Here is a 19,723-nt window from a genome sequence, read left to right as displayed (position 1 = left end):
GTCCGTTCAACGGCAAGATTCTTCGGCGGCGGCGCATCACTTCCACTGCAGAAAGAGGTGCGCAATTATGCAGATTGCGAAAAATATTTCAACCTGCTTTTATGATTGTTTTGCCCAAGGAGTCACCGATGGACTATCGCCAGCTAGGCCGTACCGATCTGAACGTGAGCGCCCTGTGCCTCGGAACCATGACCTGGGGTGAGCAGAACAGCGAGGCCGAGGCCTTTGCCCAGATCGAGCGCGCCAAGGGTGCCGGCATCAATTTCATCGACACTGCCGAGATGTACCCGGTACCACCGAAAGCCGAGACCTACGCCACCACCGAGCGCTATATCGGCAATTATTTCAAGAACCGCGGCGACCGCGCCGACTGGATCCTGGCGAGCAAGATCGCCGGCCCTGGCAACACCATCGACTACATCCGCGACAAAAACCTCAAGCACAACCGCCAGCACATCGTCGAAGCCGTGGATGCCAGCCTCAAGCGCCTGCAAACCGACTGGATCGATCTTTACCAGTTGCACTGGCCGGAACGCAGCACCAACTTCTTTGGCCAGCTGGGCTACCAGCACAAGGCCGACGAGGACTTCACCCCGTTGGAGGAAACCCTCGAAGCTCTGGACGAACAGGTCCGGGCCGGCAAGATCCGCCACATCGGCCTGTCCAACGAAACGCCGTGGGGCACCATGAAATTCCTCGCCCTGGCCGAGGCCCGTGGCTGGCCGCGAGCGGTGTCGATCCAGAATCCGTACAACCTGCTCAACCGCAGCTTCGAAGTCGGCCTCGCGGAAATCGCCATCCGCGAACAGTGCGGCCTGCTGGCCTACTCGCCCTTGGCATTCGGCTTCCTGTCGGGCAAATACGAAAACGGTGCACGGCCAGCCAAGGGTCGCCTGACGCTCTATAGCCGCTTCATGCGCTACTTCAATCCGCAATCGGAAGCGGCGTGCAGCCGTTATGTGGCGTTGGCCCGCGAACATGGCCTGGACCCGGCCCAGATGGCCCTGGCGTTCGTCACGCAGCAACCGTTCGTGACCAGCAACATCATTGGCGCCACCACGCTGGAGCAACTGGACAGCAACATTGCCAGCTTCGACCTGAAGCTGTCGGATGAAGTGCTGGCGGGGATCGAGGCGATCCACAAGGATCAGCCGAACCCGGCGCCTTGATTGCCCGGTAAAAAGCCTTCGCGAGCAAGCCCGCTCCCACAGAGGGGCTGTGTCGATCACAAAATAGTGCTCAGACACAAATCCCCTGTGGGAGCGGGCTTGCTCGCGAAGGCAATCTTGAATTCACCCCATAATCAAAGCGACCGCGCAATAATCTCCTTCATGATTTCATTGGTCCCGGCATAGATCCGCTGCACCCGCGCATCCGCCCACGCCCGGGCAATCGGGTATTCCCACATGAAGCCGTAGCCGCCGTGCAACTGCACGCATTCGTCGAGCACCCTGCATTGCAGGTCGGTGCCCCAGTACTTGGCCATTGCCGCCGTCGGCACGTCGAGCTTGCCTTGCAGGTGCAGTTCCAGGCAGCGGTCGACGAAAACCCGGCCGATCTGGATCTCGGTGGCCATTTCCGCCAGCTTGAAGCGAGTGTTCTGGAAGTCCGCGATGGATTTGCCAAACGCCTTGCGCTCGCGGGTGTAGTCCAACGTCCATTGCAACGCCGCTTCGGCCGAGGCCAGGCCTCCGATGGCAACGGTCAAGCGCTCCTGAGGGAGTTCCTGCATCAAGTAGGCGAAGCCCATTCCAGCCTGCCCGAGCAGGTTTTCCCTCGGCACGCGAACGTCCTGGAAGAACAATTCCGAGGTGTCCTGAGCCTTCATTCCGACTTTTTCCAGGCGCTTGCCCTTTTCGAAGCCAGGCGTGCCCGCCTCCACCAGGAACAGACTGGTGCCCTTGGCGCCAGCCTTGGGGTCAGTCTTGGCGACCACGATCACCAGATCGGCCAGGAAGCCATTGGTAATGAAGGTTTTCGAGCCGTTGATCACGTATTCATCACCGTCCAGCACTGCCGTGGTCTTCACGCCCTGCAGGTCGGAACCGGCGCCCGGCTCGGTCATGGCGATGGCCGTGACCATCTCCCCAGACACCAGTTTGGGCAGGTACTTGAGCTTCAGCGCTTCACTGCCGTAATGCAGGATGTAGGGCGCGACGATGTCGGAGTGCAGCGAGAAACCGATCCCTGTCAGCCCCAGGCGGCCGATCTCCTCGATCACTACCGTGCTGTAGAGGAAGTCTGCGTCCAGCCCGCCATAGGCCTCTGGAAGGTGCGAGCACAACATGCCCGCCTCCCCCGCCTTGTTCCAGAGTTGGCGATCGACATGCCCCTGTTTCTCCCACTGACTGTGGTACGGCACCGCTTCTTTTTCGAGGAAGGTTCGTACGCTGTCGCGAAACAATTCGTGCTCGGGAGCGAACAGGGTTCTTGGGATCATGGCGCACCTTTGATTATTGTTGGGTGTGGTTATCCAACAGAGCCTAAGCCTGCGATGTACGACAGGACACTGGACACATCCGACAAAAAATAAGACGATCCAGCCGTCTGATGACCACTTTCCCCTATAAAAATAAAGATGAATTATGTCTATGCACGTCTCCACGCCTTTGCGGCGCGTCAGCATCCTGGCGATCGACCGGGTTTTCGCCTCCACCCTCATGCAAGCCAAGGATTTTTTCCACCTGGCCAGCCTGCGCTACGGCAAACAACTGGGCCAGGGCCTGACCCCGGCGTTTGAAACCCGGCTGGTCAGCCCCGACGGCAAACCGGTGAACAGCTTCAGCGATGTGATCATGCCGGTGGACGGCGGCCTGGAAAATACCGACGTCATCATCCTCCCGGCGTTCTGGGATGATTTCGCCACCCTCTGCCAACGTTATCCCCAAGTCCTGCCCTGGCTGCGCGAACAACATGCTCGCGGCGCTGTACTCTGCGGCGAAGCCACCGGAGTGTTCTGGCTGGCCGAGTCCGGGCTGCTCGACGGCAAGGAAGCCACCACGTACTGGCGCTTCTTCAATGCCTTCAAGGAGCGTTTTCCCCAAGTACACCTGAACCAGGACAAGCACCTGACCGACGCCGACAACCTGTTCTGCGCCGGCGGCACGACCTCGGCCTGCGACCTCTACATTTACCTCATCGAGCGTTTCTGCGGCGCCAACGTGGCCCAGGCCGTGGCACGGGATATCCTGTACGAAGTGCAACGCAATTATTCACCCGGAAGAATCGGCTTTGGCGGTCAAAAACTGCACCAGGACGTGATCATCCTGCAGATCCAGCACTGGCTCGAAGAGCACTTCGCCGACAAGTTCCGCTTCGAGGACGTCGCCCGGGAACACGGCATGAGCATCCGCAATTTCATGCGCCGCTTCCAGACCGCCACCGGCGACAAACCGCTGCATTACCTGCAACGGCTGCGGATAGAAACCGCCAAGGGTCTGCTGTCCGGCAGCCGCAAAAGCATCAAGACCATCAGCTATGAAGTCGGCTACGACGACGCCAGCTTTTTCGCCCGACTGTTCCGGCAACATACCGACCTGTCGCCGAACCAGTATCGGCAGCAGTTTCAGCAGGCGGCATAACTGTGGGAGCTAGCTCGCTCCCACAGGGTCAGGTGGGGAATCACCACATACAAAAACGGCCTGCAATCGCAGGCCGTTTTTTTATCCGAATCACCCTACGGCTTATGCGCCCGAGCCAGGAACTCGTGGGATTGCATTTCCAGCAGACGACTCAAGGTCCGCTGAAATTCGAAAGTCAGGCGACCGCCGGTGTAGAGGTCCTTGAGTTCGACTTCGGCCGAGATGATCAGCTTCACGTTACGGTCGTAGAACTCGTCGACCATGTTGATGAAGCGCCGGGCGATGTCGTCGGTGGTGACGCTCATCTGCTCGACGTTGCTGAGCAGCACCGCGTGGAAAATCTTGCCCAACTCGATGTAGTCGTTCTGGCTGCGAGGGCCGTCGCACAGTTCGCGGAAGTCGAACCAGGCCACGTCATCGCACGTACGTACGGCGCGGATTTCGCGATTTTCGACGACCAATACATCGTTTTCCACGGCCTGGGTGCACTCCGGCGTCAGGGCTCGGAAGCTCTTGCGCAGGCTTTCTTCGGCAGCGGCGTCCAGGGGAAAGTGGAACAGCTCGGCTTGTTCGAGGTGACGCAGACGGTAATCGACACCGCTGTCGACGTTGACGATTTCGGTGTGCTGCTTGATCAGCGCGATGGCCGGCAGGAAGCGCGCCCGCTGCAGACCGTCCTTGTAGAGGCCGTCCGGCACGATGTTCGAGGTGGCGACCAGGGTCACACCATTCTTGAACAGTTCCTCCATCAAGGTGCCAAGGATCATGGCGTCGGTGATGTCGGAGACAAAAAACTCATCGAAGCAGATCACCCGTGTCTCGTCGGAGAAACGCTTGGCGATGATGGTCAGCGGGTTCTTCTCGCCGCCCAGGGTTTTCATTTCTTCATGCACACGCTTCATGAAGCGGTGAAAGTGCGTCCGGGTTTTTTCCTTGAACGGCAACGCCTCGAAAAACGTGTCCACCAGGTAAGTCTTGCCACGGCCCACGCCGCCCCAGAAATACAGGCCCCTGACGGGTGCCTGGTCTTTTTTGCCGAACAGTTTGCCCAACAAGCCCGGCTTGTTGTTCGAGGCGGCGACCAGATCGTCGTACAGGCGTTGCAAATGCCGCACGGCCGTTTCCTGGGCTGCGTCGTGGAAGAACTCCGGGCGTTTCAGATCAGCTTGATATCGTTCTAGGGGCGTCATATTCGTTAGCAAGGCAACAAAAACGGGCCGTCACTGTAGCGACGGCCCGCAGGAATGGCAATCGGCCCTTACTCGGGCCGATGATCGGGAGACGCCTGGGATCAGTCCTGGGCGGGCGTCAGGGCGATGCGCAACGCATCGACGGCTGCATCCCGGGCGGCGCTGTCCGCGAAGGCCGGGCTGTCTGCCACGCACTCGCCGTTGAGCCAGACACTGAAACTCAGGTCGTCGCTGCGTACGTCCAGTGGTTGGCCGGCTTGCAGTTGCTTGGTGACCTGGCCGGCCGTCTTGCCATCGGCAAAGTTGCGAGAGAGCACCAGTTGCTCGCCGTCAGCCGCCAGCAGACGGAAGCGGAAACTGCCGTCGTCTTCGCGAAAGCTCACGAAGCGTGCAGCCTTGGCGGTTTTCTTTTTGGTGCTGGTCGCCACTTGCACCTGGCTGACAAACGAGCGCAGGCCAACGGCTTCGCGCAGTTCGTTGAGGAACGGCGTCGCCACGGCCCGGGCTTTTTTCGCGCCCAGTTGCAGGATGTCTTCAAGGTCCGACGGACGCTCGATCAACTGGTGATAACGCTCGCGCGATTCACCCAGCTCACTGTCGAGCAACTGGAACAGGCGGTTCTTGGCTTCGCCCCAACCCAGGCCATGCAGCAGTTCGCTACGGAACTCAGCCGATTGCGCTGGAGTGGCGAAAGCCTGGAACAGGGTGAACAGGTGCGAGTTGTCCGGATCCTTCGCTTCACCTGGAGCGCGGGAATCGGTGACGATCCGCGAGATCGCGTCTTTCATGTCCTTGGCGCTGCTGAACAACGGGATGGTGTTGTCGTAGCTCTTGGACATCTTGCGGCCATCGAGGCCCGGCAGCGTGGCGACGCTTTCCTCGATCAGCGCCTCGGGCATGGTGAAAAACTCCTTGCCCTGGCCGAACAGGTGGTTGAAGCGCTGACCGATGTCGCGGGCCATTTCCACGTGCTGGATCTGGTCGCGACCGACCGGCACCTTGTGAGCGTTGAACATCAGGATGTCGGCGGCCATCAGCACCGGGTAGCTGTACAGGCCCATGGTGATGCCGGCATCCGGGTCTTCACCGGTTTCGACATTCTTGTCCACCGAGGCCTTGTAGGCGTGGGCACGGTTGAGCAGGCCCTTGGCGGCGACGCAGGTCAGCAGCCAGGTCAGCTCGGGGATCTCGGGAATATCGGACTGGCGATAAAAGGTCACGCGGTCCACGTCCAGGCCACCGGCCAGCCAGGTCGCGGCGATCTCCAGGCGCGAGCGTTGAATGCGCAGCGGGTCATCACACTTGATCAGGGCGTGGTAGTCGGCCAGGAAGTAGAACGAATCGGCGTTGCTGTCGCGACTGGCGAGGATCGCCGGGCGGATGGCGCCGGCGTAGTTGCCCAGGTGCGGGGTGCCGGTGGTGGTGATGCCGGTCAGGATACGGGTACGAGTCATCATGGGTTATCGCTTGTCAGACAGCAGTCAATACGAGAGGCGCGGCAGGAGCAGATCCTTGAGATCAGTCAGCTTGCCATGAAAAAAGTGTCCGCATTCTGCCACTTTCAGCAGCTCATGGGGGCGTTGGAGCGTGTCGGACCATTGGTAAACCAACTGCGGATCGATGACTTCGTCGGTTTCCGGTTGGATCACGGTCAACTCGCCCCTCATCGGCAAGGGTGATTGCGCGTCCAGGCGCATCACCGCCGGGGCCACCATGAACAGGTGCTTGAGCGGTTGACCCTGGGCTTCCAGGCGGCCGCCCAGGCTTGCAGCGACGAATCCGCCAAACGAAAAACCGAACACCGTCAGGGGCAGTTGCGGGTATTTCTCCAGCAACCACGCGGCTGCAGCCTGGGCATCGTCCACTTCACCGGACCCCATGTCATGACTGCCAGCGCTGGCGCCGACGCCACGATAATTGAAACGCAACGTAACCAGGCCAGCATCACGGGCAGTGCGTTGCAGGGTCGAGACCACTTTGTTGAGCATGGTCCCGCCCTGCACCGGGTTCGGGTGGCAGATCAGCGCCAGGCCACGGGGGGCCTCGCTGTCCAGGTACAAGGCTTCCAGTTGGCCCACCGGGCCATCGATCACTACAGGGGTTTCGCGCATAAGCAAGGGAAAGAACTCCGTGACCCCGAATAGGGTCGACTCGTCTAGCTAAAAGTCTGTGCCTGGCATGATTGCGATGTTCTTCGCGGTATACAGCGCAGGTCTGAGCCGTTAACGTAAAGCAAAGCCGTTTATAGAGGAAGGACTCGTGGAACACTCGCTCTTAGTTTGGTTGTTGCCGACTCTTGCCCTGGTTGCCGGTGTCGCCATTGGATTCCTGCTTGCCCGACTGCTGCCCAATGCGGTGCCCAACAGCACGCAACGTCAGCTGGACGACATTCAGGAACGTTTCGACAGTTATCAGAATGAAGTGGTCACCCACTTCAACAGCACCGCGTCTCTGGTGAAAAAACTCACCCAGAGCTACCAGGATGTCCAGGATCATTTGTCCGAGGGTGCCAATCGCCTGGCCCTCGACGAGCAGACTCGCCAACGCCTGCTGGCGGCCCTGCAGGCCGACGCTGCACAGGCTCCACGGGAACGCCTGACCCCGCCAAAGGATCAGGAACCGCCCCGGGACTACGCCCCCAAGGCCCCTAATTCGCCCGGCATGCTCGATGAGCATTACGGTTTGAAGAAGTAATTTTCAGCGACACCAAAAGCCCGCCCGGTCCCATGATCGGGCGGGCTTTTTTATTGGCTCGGGTCAGCACAGATCCTGCGCCCACCGCTGATTCCCTGTGGGAGCGAGCTTGCTCGCGATGACGACAGCACATTCGACATTACTGCTTCAGGCGACTCAGAACGCCAGTTGCAGACTCTGCTGCCCTTCCAGGCTTAGCAGGAACTGCTTGGCCGCAAGGCCACCGGCGAAACCGGTGAGGCTGCCAGAGGTGCCGATGACGCGGTGGCAGGGAGCGATGATCGAGATGGGGTTGCGGCCGTTGGCCGCGCCCACGGCCCGCACCGCAGTCGGTTGGCCGATCTGAAGGGCGATATCGCGGTAGCTGCGGGTTTCGCCGAAGGGAATGGTCAACAGGGCCTGCCAGACGCGGGTCTGGAAGTCAGTACCGACGAAGTCCAGTTCCAGGTCGAAACACCTGCGCTGGCCGGCAAAATATTCCATGAGTTGGCGTTCGGTTTCCTTGAGGATCGGGTGGCGGCTGTCCTCCTCCAGGGGGCCCAGGCGCACCCGGTTGAGCCGCTCGTTTTCCCAGAGGATGGCCGCCAGTTTTGTATCCCGGGCGACAAGCATCAGTTGGCCCACGGGGGAAGGGATGGTTTTGTACATGGGCAACATCAAACATTCCTTAACGCAAGCCGAGCGCTTTTGTGGCGTGGGAGCTTGCTCCCGCTGGGGTGCGAAGCGCCCCTTACACCTGACGACGCGACGTGTCAGGCAAACATGTTCGCTGCCTGGGGGTTGCTACGCAACCCAGCGGGAGCAAGCTCCCTCGCCACAGGTTTCCCAGCGGATCAAACATCCCGCTTACCCCAACAACCCCAACGCCTTCGCCCGCGCCACCGCCTGGGTACGGCGCTCCACGCCGAGTTTGCTGTTGATGTGGCTGGCGTGAGTCTTGACGGTGTGCAGCGAGATGAACAACTGCTCACTGATTTCCTGATTCGAACAGCCTTGGGCAATCAGCTGCAATACCGCTCGCTCGCGGCTGCTGAGGTTTTCCACAGGAGCCAACGGGTCGGCAGGTTGCGCTGCGGTCGACGGCAGGCGCTCGAGCAGATGCTCGCGCAAGGTGCTGGACGGTGCATGCAACAGTTGTTCACGCAGCCATTCACGATGTGCTTCGCCCAGCAACCATTCGAAGGGTTGCAGAACACCGCCGGCAGCGGCTTCGAACGCCTGGGCCAGGGTGCGTCGAGCTTCGGGTTCGCGCCCGACACTCAGCAGCAAGGCGACTTTCTGGTTGAGCGCCATCACACTGAGCATCTGCCGGCCAGTTTGCTGTCCGTGCTCAAGCAAGGCATTGAGCCGCCCTTCAGCCAACATCGGTTGGCCCCGGATGGACTCCAGCACCGCCTGCTGCAATTCGACGTGCAGCGGCAACTGCGGGTGGAATTCCGGCGGCGCGGCGGCCCGTTCACCAGTGTAGGTCTGCCCCAACCGCGTCAACCAGGCTTCGGCCAGGTCAGTGCGCCCCTGGGCCAGCCAGAGTTCGCATTTGACCAGGGTGATCATCGCCAGGTAATAGATCGGCGGGACGTCCCAGATGTGCATCAGGCGCTCGGCTTCGGCCAACTCGGCAAAGGCCCGGGCAAACTCGCCGTTGTAGCCTTCGATACGGGCGATCACGCAATGCCCGATCAATACGCTGATGTCGCGGCAAGCGCGGGCCTCGGTGAGGCCCGCCTGCAACCGCGCCACCCCGGCCTGCGGCTGCATGCGCAAGGTCAGCAGGAAGCCCTCGTAGAGGATCAAGCGCGCCCGCACCGCATAAAGCCGTTGGGGCGACAGTTTGTGCAAACGTTGCAAACCCTGATGCACTTCATCCAGCGCCCGCAGAATTTCCCCCCGCGCCTGCAATACCCGGGCGCGATCGTAATGGGCCAGGGCCTCGAACAACGGGTTGCCGACGCGCTGAGCCAACTCAAGGGAATCACGGTTCAAGGCCCGCGCGCGCCATAGATCACCGTCGGCAATCGCCAGGTTAGACAGCGTGGACAGGCACATCAGGCGCTGGCCATAGCGTTTATGCGGCAGGCTCTCCAGGGCTTCGGTGCAGTAACGCACGGTGGCCTCACGATCGCCGCGGCCACGGGCAACGATCCCACTCAGGGCCAGCCATTGGGCAAGCATGGATTTTTGCGCGGTGGCCGAAGGGGCCGGCAGGAAGCGACTCAGATGGGCGGCCAGTTCTTCGGCGGCGTCCAGTTGGCAAGCCAGCCCCAGCGCCCAGCTGTAGAGCACGATCAACCGTGGCGTGCTGATGAGCAGGCTGTCGGGCAGATCCATTTTCCAGCGCAGCAGCATACCGACGTTCTGCTCGGCCAGCAGTTGCTCCTCCGATAGGTTCTGCACCAGGTTCGCCGCCACGTCCAGATGGCCGGCCCGCAGGGCCTGTTCCACGGCCTCATCGATCAGGCCCTGGGCGTTGAACCAGCGACAGGCCCGCAGATGCAACGTCGCGGCCGGCACCATGGCCGGCGCGCTGGGACGACTGCGCAGCAAGTCGGAAAACAGGTGGTGATAACGGTACCAGTGGCCATGCTCGTCCAGCGGTACCAGGAACACTTGATGAGCCGCCAGGAAACCCAGGATCTCGGCGCTGTCATGGGCTTCGCGCACGGCATCACACAGTTCGCTGCAAAAGCGGTCCTGAGGGGCTGTGTCGTAGAGGAACGCCTGCACCTCGGTGGGCAGGCAGTCGATGACTTCTTCGAGCAGGTAATCGCGAATCAGCCCTTCCCCGACGTGCAGGGCCTGGGGCAGCAGGCCTTCGGTACCGGCTTCGGAGGCCGCCAACAGCCAGAAACGCAGCCCGGCCACCCAACCTTCGCTGCGCTGGATCAGGTTTTCCAGCGCTTCCCCACGCAGCGAACTGCTGTGATGCTGGAGCAGGGTCAGGGCCTCGTTGTGGGTCAGGCGCAGATCCTGTTCATTCAGTTCGAGCAATTGCCGCGACAGACGCAGGCGCGCCAGATGCCAGTCCGGGCGCTGACGGCTGGTGACCAAAACCAGCAGGCCATCGGGCAGGTGATTGAGGAAAAACTGCAGGCAGCGATCCAGCACCGGGCTTTGGGCCAGGTGATAATCATCGAGCACCAGCAGCAAGGGTTTGTGGGGCGACAGGTGCGCGGACAGTTCATCCAGCAGACCGTCGAGCCACTCCTCGAACGCAAAAGGTTGGTGGCGCTGACGCATTTTCAGCAACCCCAGCGCCCGGCCTCCCAATTGCGGAAAAAATGCCTGGAGCCCGTCGAGCAGCCGCTCCAGAAAACGCCCCGGGTCGTTGTCCCGGGCGCTGAGCCCAAGCCAGAGGCTTTGCCAGTGGCTCGGCAGCCCCTGGCAGAACTCCACCGCCAAGGAGCTTTTGCCAAAACCCGCCGGGGCACTCACCAATAGCAACCGGCCTCCAAGCCCCGCACTCAGACGCTCGCACAACCGCGGCCGCACAACATGACCGTCGGGCAAGGGCGGGCGGTAGAAGCGCCCGTCCTGTACCGCAATGGCTGCGCGGGCAGAATCCGGAAGTGAAGACAGATCAGTCATGGCCGGCTCTTGTTGAAAGGCGGGTGGCGGCGTTGCAGATGTCCGCAGACTAGCGGTAAACGCGGAGGTATTGAAGGGAGTGCTACAAATGGCTACAAAAAGACTACAAAACGGTTTACTGGAAAGACCAATGCCAGGCACCGCCCCTGTGGCGAGGGCGCTTGCTCGCGCTGGGCTCTGTAGGCGCTGGCAAAGCCTGCGATCTTTTGATCTTTCGCTTGAGGCCCAAGTGCTTGGGGAAAGATCGCAGCCTCGTTGCACTCGACAGCTCCTACGGGCGCAACCCAGCGGGAGCAGGCGCCCTCGCCACGGGGGGGGGGCTGGTCAAAAAAAAACGCCCCGAACCAGTCGGGGCGTTTTTTCGAGGATGCGGCCTCGGGTAAAGCGGTTTAGCGGATGCCGTCCTGGCGCAGTGCGTTCGGGGTGAAATCCGCGGTGGTGGCGGTGAAGCCGAAGTCGTAGGCCGATTTCTCTTCGTTCTTCATGCCCAGGGCCAGGTAGCGGCCCGACTGCAGGTCGTAGAGGGTTTCCAGGGCGTACCACGGCACTTGCTTGTCGTAGTAGTTCTCGGCATGGGCCTCAGCAACGCGCCACAGTTGGCCACGACCGTCGTAATGGTCGATCACCGCCGCTTGCCAGGTGTCTTCGTCGATGTAGAAGTCACGCTTGGCGTAGATGTGACGCTGGCCTTCCTTCAGGGTGGCGGTCACGTGCCAGACACGACGCAGCTCGTAACGGGTCAGGTCCTGGTTGATGTGGCCAGCCTTGATGATGTCGTCGTATTTGAGCTGCGGCGAATCGATCTTGTGGCTGTTGGCGGCGATGTACAGTTCTTTCTTGCCTTCCAACTTCCAGTCGTAGCGGTCCGGCGCGCCGTTGTACATGTCCAGGTTGTCGGAAGTACGCAGACCGTCGGCGGCGGTACCCGGGCCGTCATAGGACACTTGCGGGGCACGACGCACGCGACGCTGGCCGGCGTTGTAGACCCAGGCCGAACGTGGCTCCTTCACCTGGTCGAGGGTTTCGTGCACCAGCAGCACGCCACCGGCCAAACGCGCCGGCGCGGTCACTTGCTGCTTGAAGTAGAACAGGATGTTGCCAGGGTTGGCCGGATCGAAATCCTTCATCTTGTCGCGGAACACGAACTGGTCACGGAAGTACACCAGGCTGTACGAGCCATTGGGTTGCGGCGTGGCCTGGGTCACCAGGCGCGTCACGCTGCCGCCGCGGTAGCGGGTGATGTGGTTCCAGATCACTTCCACACCGCTCTGGGGAATCGGGAACGGCACGGCCGTCTCGAAGTTCTCCAGGCCGTTGCCGCCGGACACCAGCTTGGTGTTGACCGCGTTTTTCTTGATGGAGGCGAACACCTCGTCTGGCACGGTGGCGCCGCGATGGGTCGGGTAGACCGGCATCTTGAAGGTTTCCGGGTAGCGCTTGAACATCGCGTACTGGCCCGGCGCGAGTTTGGCTTTGTACTGGTCGACGTTCTGCGCAGTGATGGTGAACACTGGTTTTTCACTGGCGTATGGGTCGGAAAGGAAACCCTTGCTGTCCACCGAGCCGGCGTTCTTGGCCATGGGTTTCCAGGCCGAGATCGAGCCATCGGCATTGCCGGCCATCTCAGCGCCCATCGGCGTCAGGCTCTTGCCCAGTTTGTCGGCCTCGGCGGCAGGCACCGCCGCCATGACACTGGCCGCCAGCAGGGATAGCCCCAAAGCACCGACCTGCAACAGATTCTTGGTTATTTTCATAGTGTGTCGTCCTGAAATACGGTGCTTAGAAGGTCACGCCGACGCTGAGCGCCAGGAAGTCGCGATCGTCCACAGTGCTGAAGTCGCCACCAAAGAAGTTGGTGTAGGCCAGGCTCGCGTTGTAAGTGTTCTGGTACTCCGCATCCAGCCCGAGGCTAACGGCCTTGCGGCCTTCTTCGAAGTTGCCGCCAGGGCCTGGCGAGTAGCCTTTGACGTCATGGGACCAGGCCACGTTGGGCTTGAGGTTCACGCCAGCGAAGACGTCCGGGTATTCCCAGATGGCGCGAGCGCGGTAGCCCCATGAGGTGGCGGTGGTGAAGCCGTCGTTGTTGCAGTTGCTGTTCACACCGCTGCTGGTCTGGCCGCCACCTGCGGCGGTCGAGGCGTTGAGCGTGTTACAGAAACCATTGGGCAGTTCACCTGGACCGAACACTGGGTCACGGCCGTAGCGAACGTCGGATTTGCTTTCCAGGCCGCCCACATGCGTCACGCCGATTTCGCCCACCAGGGTTAGACGGCTGGCGCCCATGACTTGGTCGAGGAAGTGAGTGAATGTGGTCTGGAACTGGGTGATTTCCTTGCGGCGGTAGCCATGCAGATCCTGGCCCGGAACACCTGTGAGCAACGAGGCGTTGTCGAAGGGCAGACTCCCCCCAGCCCCAACGATCGGACGAACGCCAGCAAAGAGAATATCGGTGGTGCTCAACTGTACCGGCGCATTCGGCCGATAACTCAGCTCGCCGCTCCAGGCCGTGCCGGTGGGCAAGGTGGTGGAGAAACTCAAGCCATAGAGCCGAATGTCTTCAGGGTATTCAACGAAGTAATTGGAGTTACCCGCCACGATCAGAGGACGCAATGCCGCCAATGGCCCCAACGGCATCGTATAAAACCCTGATGCCGCTCCCGTGGCGCTGAAAATCGGCGCCCGGCTATGGTAATTCATGAAGTAGGCACCGAATTCGGTGTCCAGCGGCTCGAACATATATTTCAGGGATGCGCCCCATTGGCCGCTATCCCGGGCATCGCGGTCCGCGCCACGACGCACCAGTACGCCTTCATCGTTGACGTCGACCCCCCTTGCAGCCAATGCACCTAATGCAGGGGCCGAGAGCGTGGAGCGTTTATTCAGTACACGCAGATTGTCATCGCACCCATCGGCAATAACATCCGGTTGGGAGAAGAACGTCCCGCAGTTATCGACAACAGTCTGGTCCCACTCCAACTGGTAGAAAGCTTCAGCCGACAAATTGTCGGTCAGGCTCTGGGACACATAGAACATGTTGACCGGGATCAAGCCCTCCTTGACCTCGGCACCAGGGCGACGGAATGCGGACACATCGACCGGGTTGATGGAGTTGATGCCGCCCTGGATGAAAGTACTTTCCCCCCAACTGACAACCTGTTTGCCCAGGCGGACCGAACCCGGCTGATCGGCAATGGCGTAGTTGTGATAGACGAACGCATCGAGGATCTGCCCGCCGGAAGACTGGGCGCCTTCCTTGCGATTGTTGTCGCTGATGTCCTTGTACAGGCGGTGTTCGTCCTTGAGCTCAAAGTCATACCAGTACTTGCCGCGCACAAACACGCCGGTATCGCCGTACTTCAGTTCCAGGTCGTGGATGCCCTTGAAGATCTTCGAGAAGGTTTCCCCGCGCTTGAAGTTCAAGTGGCCGTCATCGGAGGTCTGCGACAGCCCACGGCCGCCGTTGTTGACGCCGATCAGGTCTTTATTGGCGTTGGCCGTGGACCAGCTCGCCCCCACCGACAGGGACGAGTCGAACTGGCCTTCGATTTCACCAATGTTGAAACTGACGCCGAATGCTGGGCCGGCGAGCGAAGAGGCAAGACTGACCGCCAACGGCAGTTTTGCCCGGCGCCAGAACGTATTTGCTGAGGTCATCGACGCTACTCCATGTGCTTTATTGTTATGGCAGACAGTATTTTCAAAGACCCTTTTCAACGGCTGGAAGCGGCATGCCCCACCCTCCGTTCAAAGTCGCAGCGCCCGTTTAGTACGTGCGTTCCGTTTTTGAAAATTCTTACGCGGACTATAGCCAGCAGGTAGTACGGCTTGATCCCTCTAAAGTGTGATTTATCGCCTCGACCACTCTGGAACAGTCCATTGCCAGGCCGACAAGTGTCGGCACGGCAAGGATGGCTGAAATTTTCGGTTTGACAAGGCAAGCGCTTGCTTGGTGCGGCTGCCGCGCCCTTTCGGGCGCGGAAAAGGTGTTTAAAGCGTCGAGAGAAAGGTGCTGTTGTTGCTCTGCCATTCGGTGATGTCGACGCGGATGCGCTTCTTGTCGAGCTTGCCGACGCTGGTCTTGGGAATTTCCGTAACAAGGGCGATCTGACTCGGGATCGCCCACTTGCTCAGGTGCCCCAGCTCGACGAACGGCTTGAGGTGTTCCTTGAGCTCGCGAGCCCCGATCTGATGCCCTTCGCGAATCACCAGCAAGGCAAACGGCCGCTCGCCCCACTGCGGATCGGGAATGCCGACCACTGCTACTTCGCGTACCGCCGCGTGACGGCTGATGAGGTCTTCGAGGTCCAGGGAGGAGATCCATTCGCCACCGGTCTTGATCACGTCCTTGATGCGGTCGCGGATGTCGATGAAACCCATGTTGTCCAGCGTGGCGACGTCGCCGGTGTGCAGCCAGCCGCCGGCCCAGAGCTCGGCACCCTTCTGCGGCTCGTTGAAATAGCCCTCGGTGAGCCACGGCGCACGCAGCACCAGTTCGCCCTGGGTCTCGCCATCGGCCGGCAGGAACCGTCCCTCGGCGTCGACAATCGCCGCCTCCACCAACGGCCCCGGCACGCCGGCCTTGATCCGGTAGGTGGTGCGCTCGTCTTCGCTGCCGGCCATCAGTTCAGCGTTGAGGTGGGCGCAGGACACCAGCGGGCCGGTTTCCGACATGCCGTAGGCGGCGGTGAGCTGGATGCCCCGGGCCTTGGCTGCTTCGTACAGGCTGCGGTTCAGGGCGCTGCCACCGATGACGATTTTCCAGCCGCCGAAATCGGTGTCCTGGGCGCCCTTGGCGTTGAGGACCATTTGCAGGATGGTTGGCACGCAATGGGAAAAGGTGACCTTTTCCTTGCGCCACAGTTGCACCAGGAATTCCGGATCGTAGCGACCGGGGTAGACCTGCTTGAGCCCGAGCATGGTCGCCACGTAAGGCAAACCCCAGGCGTGGACGTGGAACATCGGCGTGATCGGCATGTACACGTCGTTGGTGCCCAGCAGCCGCACGCTATCGATGGAGCCCATGATGGTCGCCACACCCATGGTGTGCAGCACCAGTTGCCGATGGGTAAAGTACACGCCCTTGGGGTTGCCCGTGGTACCGGTGGTGTAGAACGTGGTGGCGACGGAGTTTTCGTCGAAATCCTGGAAGTCGTAGGTTGGGCTGGCGGCGGCCAGCAACTGCTCGTATTCACCCACCAGGTTCGGCAGGTCGGCGGTTTTTTCCGGCAGGTCGGTCAGCAGCAGGGTTTTCTGCACCGTGGTCAGGTGCCCGGCGATCGCCTGGTACAAACCGACAAACTCGCTGTTGACCAGCACGAAGCGGTCCTCGGCGTGGTTCATGGTGTAGACGATCTGCTCCGGTGACAGACGCACATTGATGGTATGGATCACCGCGCCGATCATCGGGATCGCGAACATGCATTCCAGGTAACGATGGCTGTCCCAGTCCATCACCGCCACGGTATCACCGGCCTTGACCCCGGCCTCGGTCAGCACATTGGCCAGCCGGGCGACCCGTTCGATCAGCGTCGGATAGCTGTAGCGCAACTGGTCACGGTAGATGATCTCGCGGGTTTTCTCGTAACGCGCCCCGGACATCAGCAGCCGCTTGATCAGCAGCGGGTATTGATAGGCACCTTCGGCTGGAGGAATAACGCGAGTCTGCAACATAAGAGTCCCTTTTCTGACTGCACGGTCTTGGCTGGAAGTAAGCACTCTAGAGTGCTTATACACGGATCAAATCAGCCAAAGGAATGATTTGATCCGCGTGCAAATACTAGCCTTGAGCCATCCACGGGCAGGGACCAGGGCCCGTCAATGCGTCTCGGTAAACGCCAGTTTCACGCCGATAGCGACCAGTACCGCGCCCATGGTCCGGTCGAACCAGTGGCCCATGCGGGCAAAGCCGGCGCGCACCCGCTGCTGGCTGAACAGCATGGCCACCAGGCAGAACCAGGCGGCCGTCGCGACCGCCAGGTACACGCCATAACCGGCCTGGATCGCCAGAGGCGTGTGCGGATTGATCACCACGGTGAACAACGACAGGAAAAACAGCGTCGCCTTGGGGTTCAGGCCATTGGTGACGAAGCCCGAGGTGAACGCGCCGCGAGCAGTACGTTCGCCCGCCTCCTGATGCAAGTTGTCTGCCGTTGGCTTGGCCGGTTGCGCGCGCAACGCCTTGAAGCCGATGTACAGCAGGTACGCGGCGGCGGCCCATTTCAAGGCGTTGAACAGCACGATCGACTGCGACACGATCAGGCCGATGCCCAGCAACGAATAGCCCACGTGCAGGAAAATCGCCGTACCGACGCCCAGCGCCGTCCAGGTCCCGGCGCGCCGGCCATGGGTCACGCTTTCACGCACCACCACGGCGAAATCCGGCCCGGGGCTGGCAACGGCCAGCAGGTGAATCAGGGCGACGGTGAGGAATTCGGTGAGGTACATGGGGGCTCCAGGGAGGTACGCGTTGTTAAGTGAAAACGGTGGCGAGGGAGCTCGCTCCCGCTCGACTGCGCAGCAGTCGCTTGCCGTTTGTTGGGGCCTGCTTCGCAGGCCAGCGGGAGCAAGCTCCCTCGCCACGGGGTTCGCCGCCATGGCAGCCAATGCATCTGATAGGCTCGCCACATTACGCCTTCGATTCTTCAGATAAAAGGTACAGCTGATGACGAATACCGCCCGCGCAGTTTTCCTCGACCACCCTTCCCTGGACCTTGGCGACCTGGACCTGGCCCCGCTGCGCAACTGCTTCGGCGAACTGCAATTGTTTGATCGGACCACACCGGATCAGGTGGCCGAACGGCTCAAGGGCGCCACGGTGGCGATTACCAACAAGGCAGTGATCGATGCAGCGGCCATGGCCGCCAACCCCGAGCTGAAACTGATCCTGATCAGCGCCACCGGCACCAACAATGTCGACCTGGCCGCCGCCCGCCAACACGGCATCACGGTGTGCAATTGCCAGGGCTACGGCACGCCATCGGTGGCCCAGCACACGATCATGTTGCTGCTGAACCTGGCAACGCGCCTGGCCGACTATCAGAAAGCCGTGGGCGAAGGTCGTTGGCAACAGGCCTCTCAGTTCTGCCTGCTGGACTATCCGATTGTCGAGCTGGAAGGCAAAACCCTTGGCTTGCTGGGGCATGGCGAGCTGGGCAGCGCCGTCGCGCGATTGGCCGAAGCCTTTGGCATGCGCGTGCTGCTGGGGCAGGTTCCCGGGCGCCCTGCCCGCCCTGACCGCGTGCCACTGGATCAACTGTTGCCGCAAGTCGATGCCCTGACCCTGCATTGCCCGCTCAACGAACACACCCGCCACTTCATCGGTGCCCGGGAACTGGCGCTGCTCAAACCCGGCGCCTTTGTGGTCAACACCGCCCGTGGCGGCCTGATCGACGAACAGGCCCTGGCCGAGGCGCTGCGCAATGGCCACCTGGGCGGCGCAGCCACCGACGTGCTGAGTGTGGAGCCGCCGAGCCAGGGCAATCCGTTGCTGGCCGCCGACATTCCCCGGCTGATCGTCACGCCCCACAACGCCTGGGGCAGCCGCGAGGCGCGGCAACGGATCGTCGGGCAAATGAGCGAAAACGCCCAGGGCTTTTTCAGCGCTGCAGCGCGGCGGGTCGTCAGTTGATAAACTGCCGCACTTTTTTTCAAGGAGCAGACCATGGATCCGCGCAGTGAAGTACTGCTTCGTCAGGCCGAGTTATTCCAAGGCTCGGTGTTACTGGCCGGCCTGCCCGCCGACGATCTGCTCGGCCGCCTGCCCGAAGCCCACGGTTGGTGCTGGCACGCGGGCGATCAGGCGGCGCTGGACGCCCGCTTCCCCGAGCGCAGCCACTTTGGCGTGAACGTACCAGAGCGCGGGTTTGACACTGCCGTGGTGTTCCTGCCCAAGGCCAAGGACCTGACCGATTACATCCTCAATGCCGTGGCCGCGCGCCTGGCCGGGCGCGAGGTGTACCTGGTGGGAGAAAAGCGCAGCGGCATCGAAGGTGCGTCCAAGCAACTCAATCCATTGGGCAAGCCGCGCAAGCTCGACAGCGCACGGCATTGCCAGCTATGGCAGGTCACCGTTGCCCAAGCCCCCGAGGCCAAGCCGCTGGAAAGCCTGGCCCAGACCTACGAGTTGCCCCTGGCCGAAGGCCCGCTGAAGGTCATCAGCTTGCCGGGGGTGTTCAGCCACGGTCGCCTGGATCGCGGCAGTGCGCTGCTGCTCGAACACCTGGATAAACTGCCCAGCGGTCATTTGCTGGACTTCGGCTGCGGTGCCGGTGTGCTCGGGGCGGCGGTCAAGCGTCGCTATCCACACAACACCGTCACGCTGCTGGACGTGGATGCGTTCGCCGCCGCCAGCAGTCGCCTGACCCTGGCTGCCAACGGCCTGGAAGCCGAGGTACTGACCGGTGACGGGATCGACGCGGCACCGATGGGTTTGAGCGCGATCCTGAGTAACCCGCCGTTCCATGTCGGCGTGCACACCGATTACCACGCCACGGAAAACCTGCTGCGAAAAGCAGCCAAACATCTGAAAAATGGTGGCGAACTGCGGCTGGTCGCGAACAGCTTCCTCAAGTACCAACCCTTGATCGAAGAGCATTTGGGTGTGTGCGCCATCAAGGCCGAAGGCCAGGGGTTTCGCATCTACCGGGCCAAGCGCGGCTGAAGCAATTTTAAGAA

General features: G+C 61.3%; 15 protein-coding genes. 5 read left to right on the top strand and 10 right to left on the bottom strand.

Translation table 11 applies throughout. The annotated features are described in order from the left end of the window. The first annotated feature begins 128 nt into the window (after window positions 1-128). Window positions 129-1,169: an NADP(H)-dependent aldo-keto reductase gene (locus ACWNZ1_RS26355; protein ID WP_135847098.1), complete on the top strand. Its 1,041-nt coding sequence runs from the start codon at window positions 129-131 to the stop codon at window positions 1,167-1,169. A 134-nt stretch (window positions 1,170-1,303) separates the two neighbouring features. Here ACWNZ1_RS26355 and ACWNZ1_RS26350 read toward each other — a convergent pair whose 3' ends face one another. Next, complete coding sequence (locus ACWNZ1_RS26350) at window positions 1,304-2,440, bottom strand: acyl-CoA dehydrogenase family protein (protein WP_280944369.1); 1,137 nt, start codon at window positions 2,438-2,440, stop codon at window positions 1,304-1,306. A gap of 244 nt (window positions 2,441-2,684) precedes the next feature. On the opposite strand from ACWNZ1_RS26350, the gene ACWNZ1_RS26345 reads away from it, so the two are divergent. After that, window positions 2,685-3,581 carry a GlxA family transcriptional regulator gene (locus ACWNZ1_RS26345; protein ID WP_178084336.1) on the top strand — a complete coding sequence of 299 codons (897 nt, stop codon included), beginning with the start codon at window positions 2,685-2,687 and terminating at the stop codon, window positions 3,579-3,581. 95 nt (window positions 3,582-3,676) lie between these two features. On the opposite strand, the gene zapE is transcribed toward ACWNZ1_RS26345, so the two are convergent. The 3 genes from zapE to ACWNZ1_RS26330 all read right to left on the bottom strand — a co-directional run bounded on the left by zapE (window position 3,677) and on the right by ACWNZ1_RS26330 (window position 6,882). Continuing rightward, window positions 3,677-4,771, bottom strand: a complete 1,095-nt coding sequence (zapE, locus tag ACWNZ1_RS26340; RefSeq protein ID WP_135847101.1) for a cell division protein ZapE — start codon at window positions 4,769-4,771, stop codon at window positions 3,677-3,679. A 101-nt stretch (window positions 4,772-4,872) separates the two neighbouring features. Beyond that, window positions 4,873-6,228, bottom strand: a complete 1,356-nt coding sequence (locus tag ACWNZ1_RS26335) for a tryptophan--tRNA ligase (RefSeq protein ID WP_406822743.1) — start codon at window positions 6,226-6,228, stop codon at window positions 4,873-4,875. Window positions 6,229-6,252: 24 nt separating this feature from the next. Then, the gene (locus tag ACWNZ1_RS26330) at window positions 6,253-6,882 is read right to left on the bottom strand and encodes an alpha/beta hydrolase (protein WP_265073114.1); all 630 of its coding nucleotides are present in this window, start codon (window positions 6,880-6,882) and stop codon (window positions 6,253-6,255) included. 148 nt (window positions 6,883-7,030) lie between these two features. Between ACWNZ1_RS26330 and ACWNZ1_RS26325 the strand changes: the two genes are divergently transcribed. After that, complete coding sequence (locus tag ACWNZ1_RS26325; RefSeq protein ID WP_256453720.1) at window positions 7,031-7,465, top strand: YhcB family protein; 435 nt, start codon at window positions 7,031-7,033, stop codon at window positions 7,463-7,465. Window positions 7,466-7,621: 156 nt separating this feature from the next. On the opposite strand, the gene ACWNZ1_RS26320 is transcribed toward ACWNZ1_RS26325, so the two are convergent. From ACWNZ1_RS26320 to ACWNZ1_RS26295, 6 genes are all read right to left on the bottom strand, one after another. Then, the gene (locus tag ACWNZ1_RS26320; protein WP_135847104.1) at window positions 7,622-8,122 is read right to left on the bottom strand and encodes a methylated-DNA--[protein]-cysteine S-methyltransferase; all 501 of its coding nucleotides are present in this window, start codon (window positions 8,120-8,122) and stop codon (window positions 7,622-7,624) included. A gap of 189 nt (window positions 8,123-8,311) precedes the next feature. After that, window positions 8,312-11,050: a LuxR C-terminal-related transcriptional regulator gene (locus ACWNZ1_RS26315; protein WP_256453721.1), complete on the bottom strand. Its 2,739-nt coding sequence runs from the start codon at window positions 11,048-11,050 to the stop codon at window positions 8,312-8,314. 389 nt (window positions 11,051-11,439) lie between these two features. Further along, a complete protein-coding gene (locus tag ACWNZ1_RS26310) occupies window positions 11,440-12,804 on the bottom strand; it encodes a DUF1329 domain-containing protein (RefSeq protein ID WP_135847106.1) in 1,365 nt (454 codons plus the stop codon). Window positions 12,805-12,829: 25 nt separating this feature from the next. Then, window positions 12,830-14,704, bottom strand: coding sequence for a DUF1302 domain-containing protein (locus ACWNZ1_RS26305; protein WP_256453722.1), 1,875 nt, complete (start codon window positions 14,702-14,704; stop codon window positions 12,830-12,832). A gap of 333 nt (window positions 14,705-15,037) precedes the next feature. Then, window positions 15,038-16,720 (bottom strand): fatty acid--CoA ligase, encoded by a 1,683-nt coding sequence (locus ACWNZ1_RS26300; protein WP_135847108.1) that lies wholly within the window; start codon window positions 16,718-16,720, stop codon window positions 15,038-15,040. Window positions 16,721-16,864: 144 nt separating this feature from the next. Further along, the gene (locus ACWNZ1_RS26295) at window positions 16,865-17,494 is read right to left on the bottom strand and encodes a LysE family translocator (RefSeq protein WP_135847109.1); all 630 of its coding nucleotides are present in this window, start codon (window positions 17,492-17,494) and stop codon (window positions 16,865-16,867) included. A 217-nt stretch (window positions 17,495-17,711) separates the two neighbouring features. On the opposite strand from ACWNZ1_RS26295, the gene ACWNZ1_RS26290 reads away from it, so the two are divergent. Both ACWNZ1_RS26290 and ACWNZ1_RS26285 read left to right on the top strand, forming a co-directional pair. Then, window positions 17,712-18,677: a 2-hydroxyacid dehydrogenase gene (locus tag ACWNZ1_RS26290; protein WP_135847111.1), complete on the top strand. Its 966-nt coding sequence runs from the start codon at window positions 17,712-17,714 to the stop codon at window positions 18,675-18,677. A gap of 33 nt (window positions 18,678-18,710) precedes the next feature. Then, entirely contained in the window at window positions 18,711-19,709 is a 999-nt protein-coding gene (locus ACWNZ1_RS26285) for a class I SAM-dependent methyltransferase (RefSeq protein ID WP_135847112.1), read from the top strand. The last annotated feature ends 14 nt before the right edge of the window (window positions 19,710-19,723 follow it).

This window comes from Pseudomonas sp. CFBP 5748 (assembly GCF_053850495.1).
This window is presented reverse-complemented; position numbering and strand designations above follow the sequence as displayed.

Excerpts from the sequence above, each read along its gene's own strand:
- ACWNZ1_RS26290 (WP_135847111.1), top strand. The coding sequence starts at position 17,712 with ATGACGAATACCGCCCGCGCAGTTTTCCTCGACCACCCTTCCCTGGAC.
- ACWNZ1_RS26320 (WP_135847104.1), bottom strand. The coding sequence starts at position 8,122 with ATGTTGCCCATGTACAAAACCATCCCTTCCCCCGTGGGCCAACTGATG.
- ACWNZ1_RS26335 (WP_406822743.1), bottom strand. The coding sequence starts at position 6,228 with ATGATGACTCGTACCCGTATCCTGACCGGCATCACCACCACCGGCACC.
- ACWNZ1_RS26285 (WP_135847112.1), top strand. The coding sequence starts at position 18,711 with ATGGATCCGCGCAGTGAAGTACTGCTTCGTCAGGCCGAGTTATTCCAA.
- ACWNZ1_RS26315 (WP_256453721.1), bottom strand. The coding sequence starts at position 11,050 with ATGACTGATCTGTCTTCACTTCCGGATTCTGCCCGCGCAGCCATTGCG.
- ACWNZ1_RS26330 (WP_265073114.1), bottom strand. The coding sequence starts at position 6,882 with ATGCGCGAAACCCCTGTAGTGATCGATGGCCCGGTGGGCCAACTGGAA.
- ACWNZ1_RS26310 (WP_135847106.1), bottom strand. The coding sequence starts at position 12,804 with ATGAAAATAACCAAGAATCTGTTGCAGGTCGGTGCTTTGGGGCTATCC.
- ACWNZ1_RS26300 (WP_135847108.1), bottom strand. The coding sequence starts at position 16,720 with ATGTTGCAGACTCGCGTTATTCCTCCAGCCGAAGGTGCCTATCAATAC.
- ACWNZ1_RS26355 (WP_135847098.1), top strand. The coding sequence starts at position 129 with ATGGACTATCGCCAGCTAGGCCGTACCGATCTGAACGTGAGCGCCCTG.
- ACWNZ1_RS26350 (WP_280944369.1), bottom strand. The coding sequence starts at position 2,440 with ATGATCCCAAGAACCCTGTTCGCTCCCGAGCACGAATTGTTTCGCGAC.
- zapE (WP_135847101.1), bottom strand. The coding sequence starts at position 4,771 with ATGACGCCCCTAGAACGATATCAAGCTGATCTGAAACGCCCGGAGTTC.
- ACWNZ1_RS26295 (WP_135847109.1), bottom strand. The coding sequence starts at position 17,494 with ATGTACCTCACCGAATTCCTCACCGTCGCCCTGATTCACCTGCTGGCC.
- ACWNZ1_RS26305 (WP_256453722.1), bottom strand. The coding sequence starts at position 14,704 with ATGACCTCAGCAAATACGTTCTGGCGCCGGGCAAAACTGCCGTTGGCG.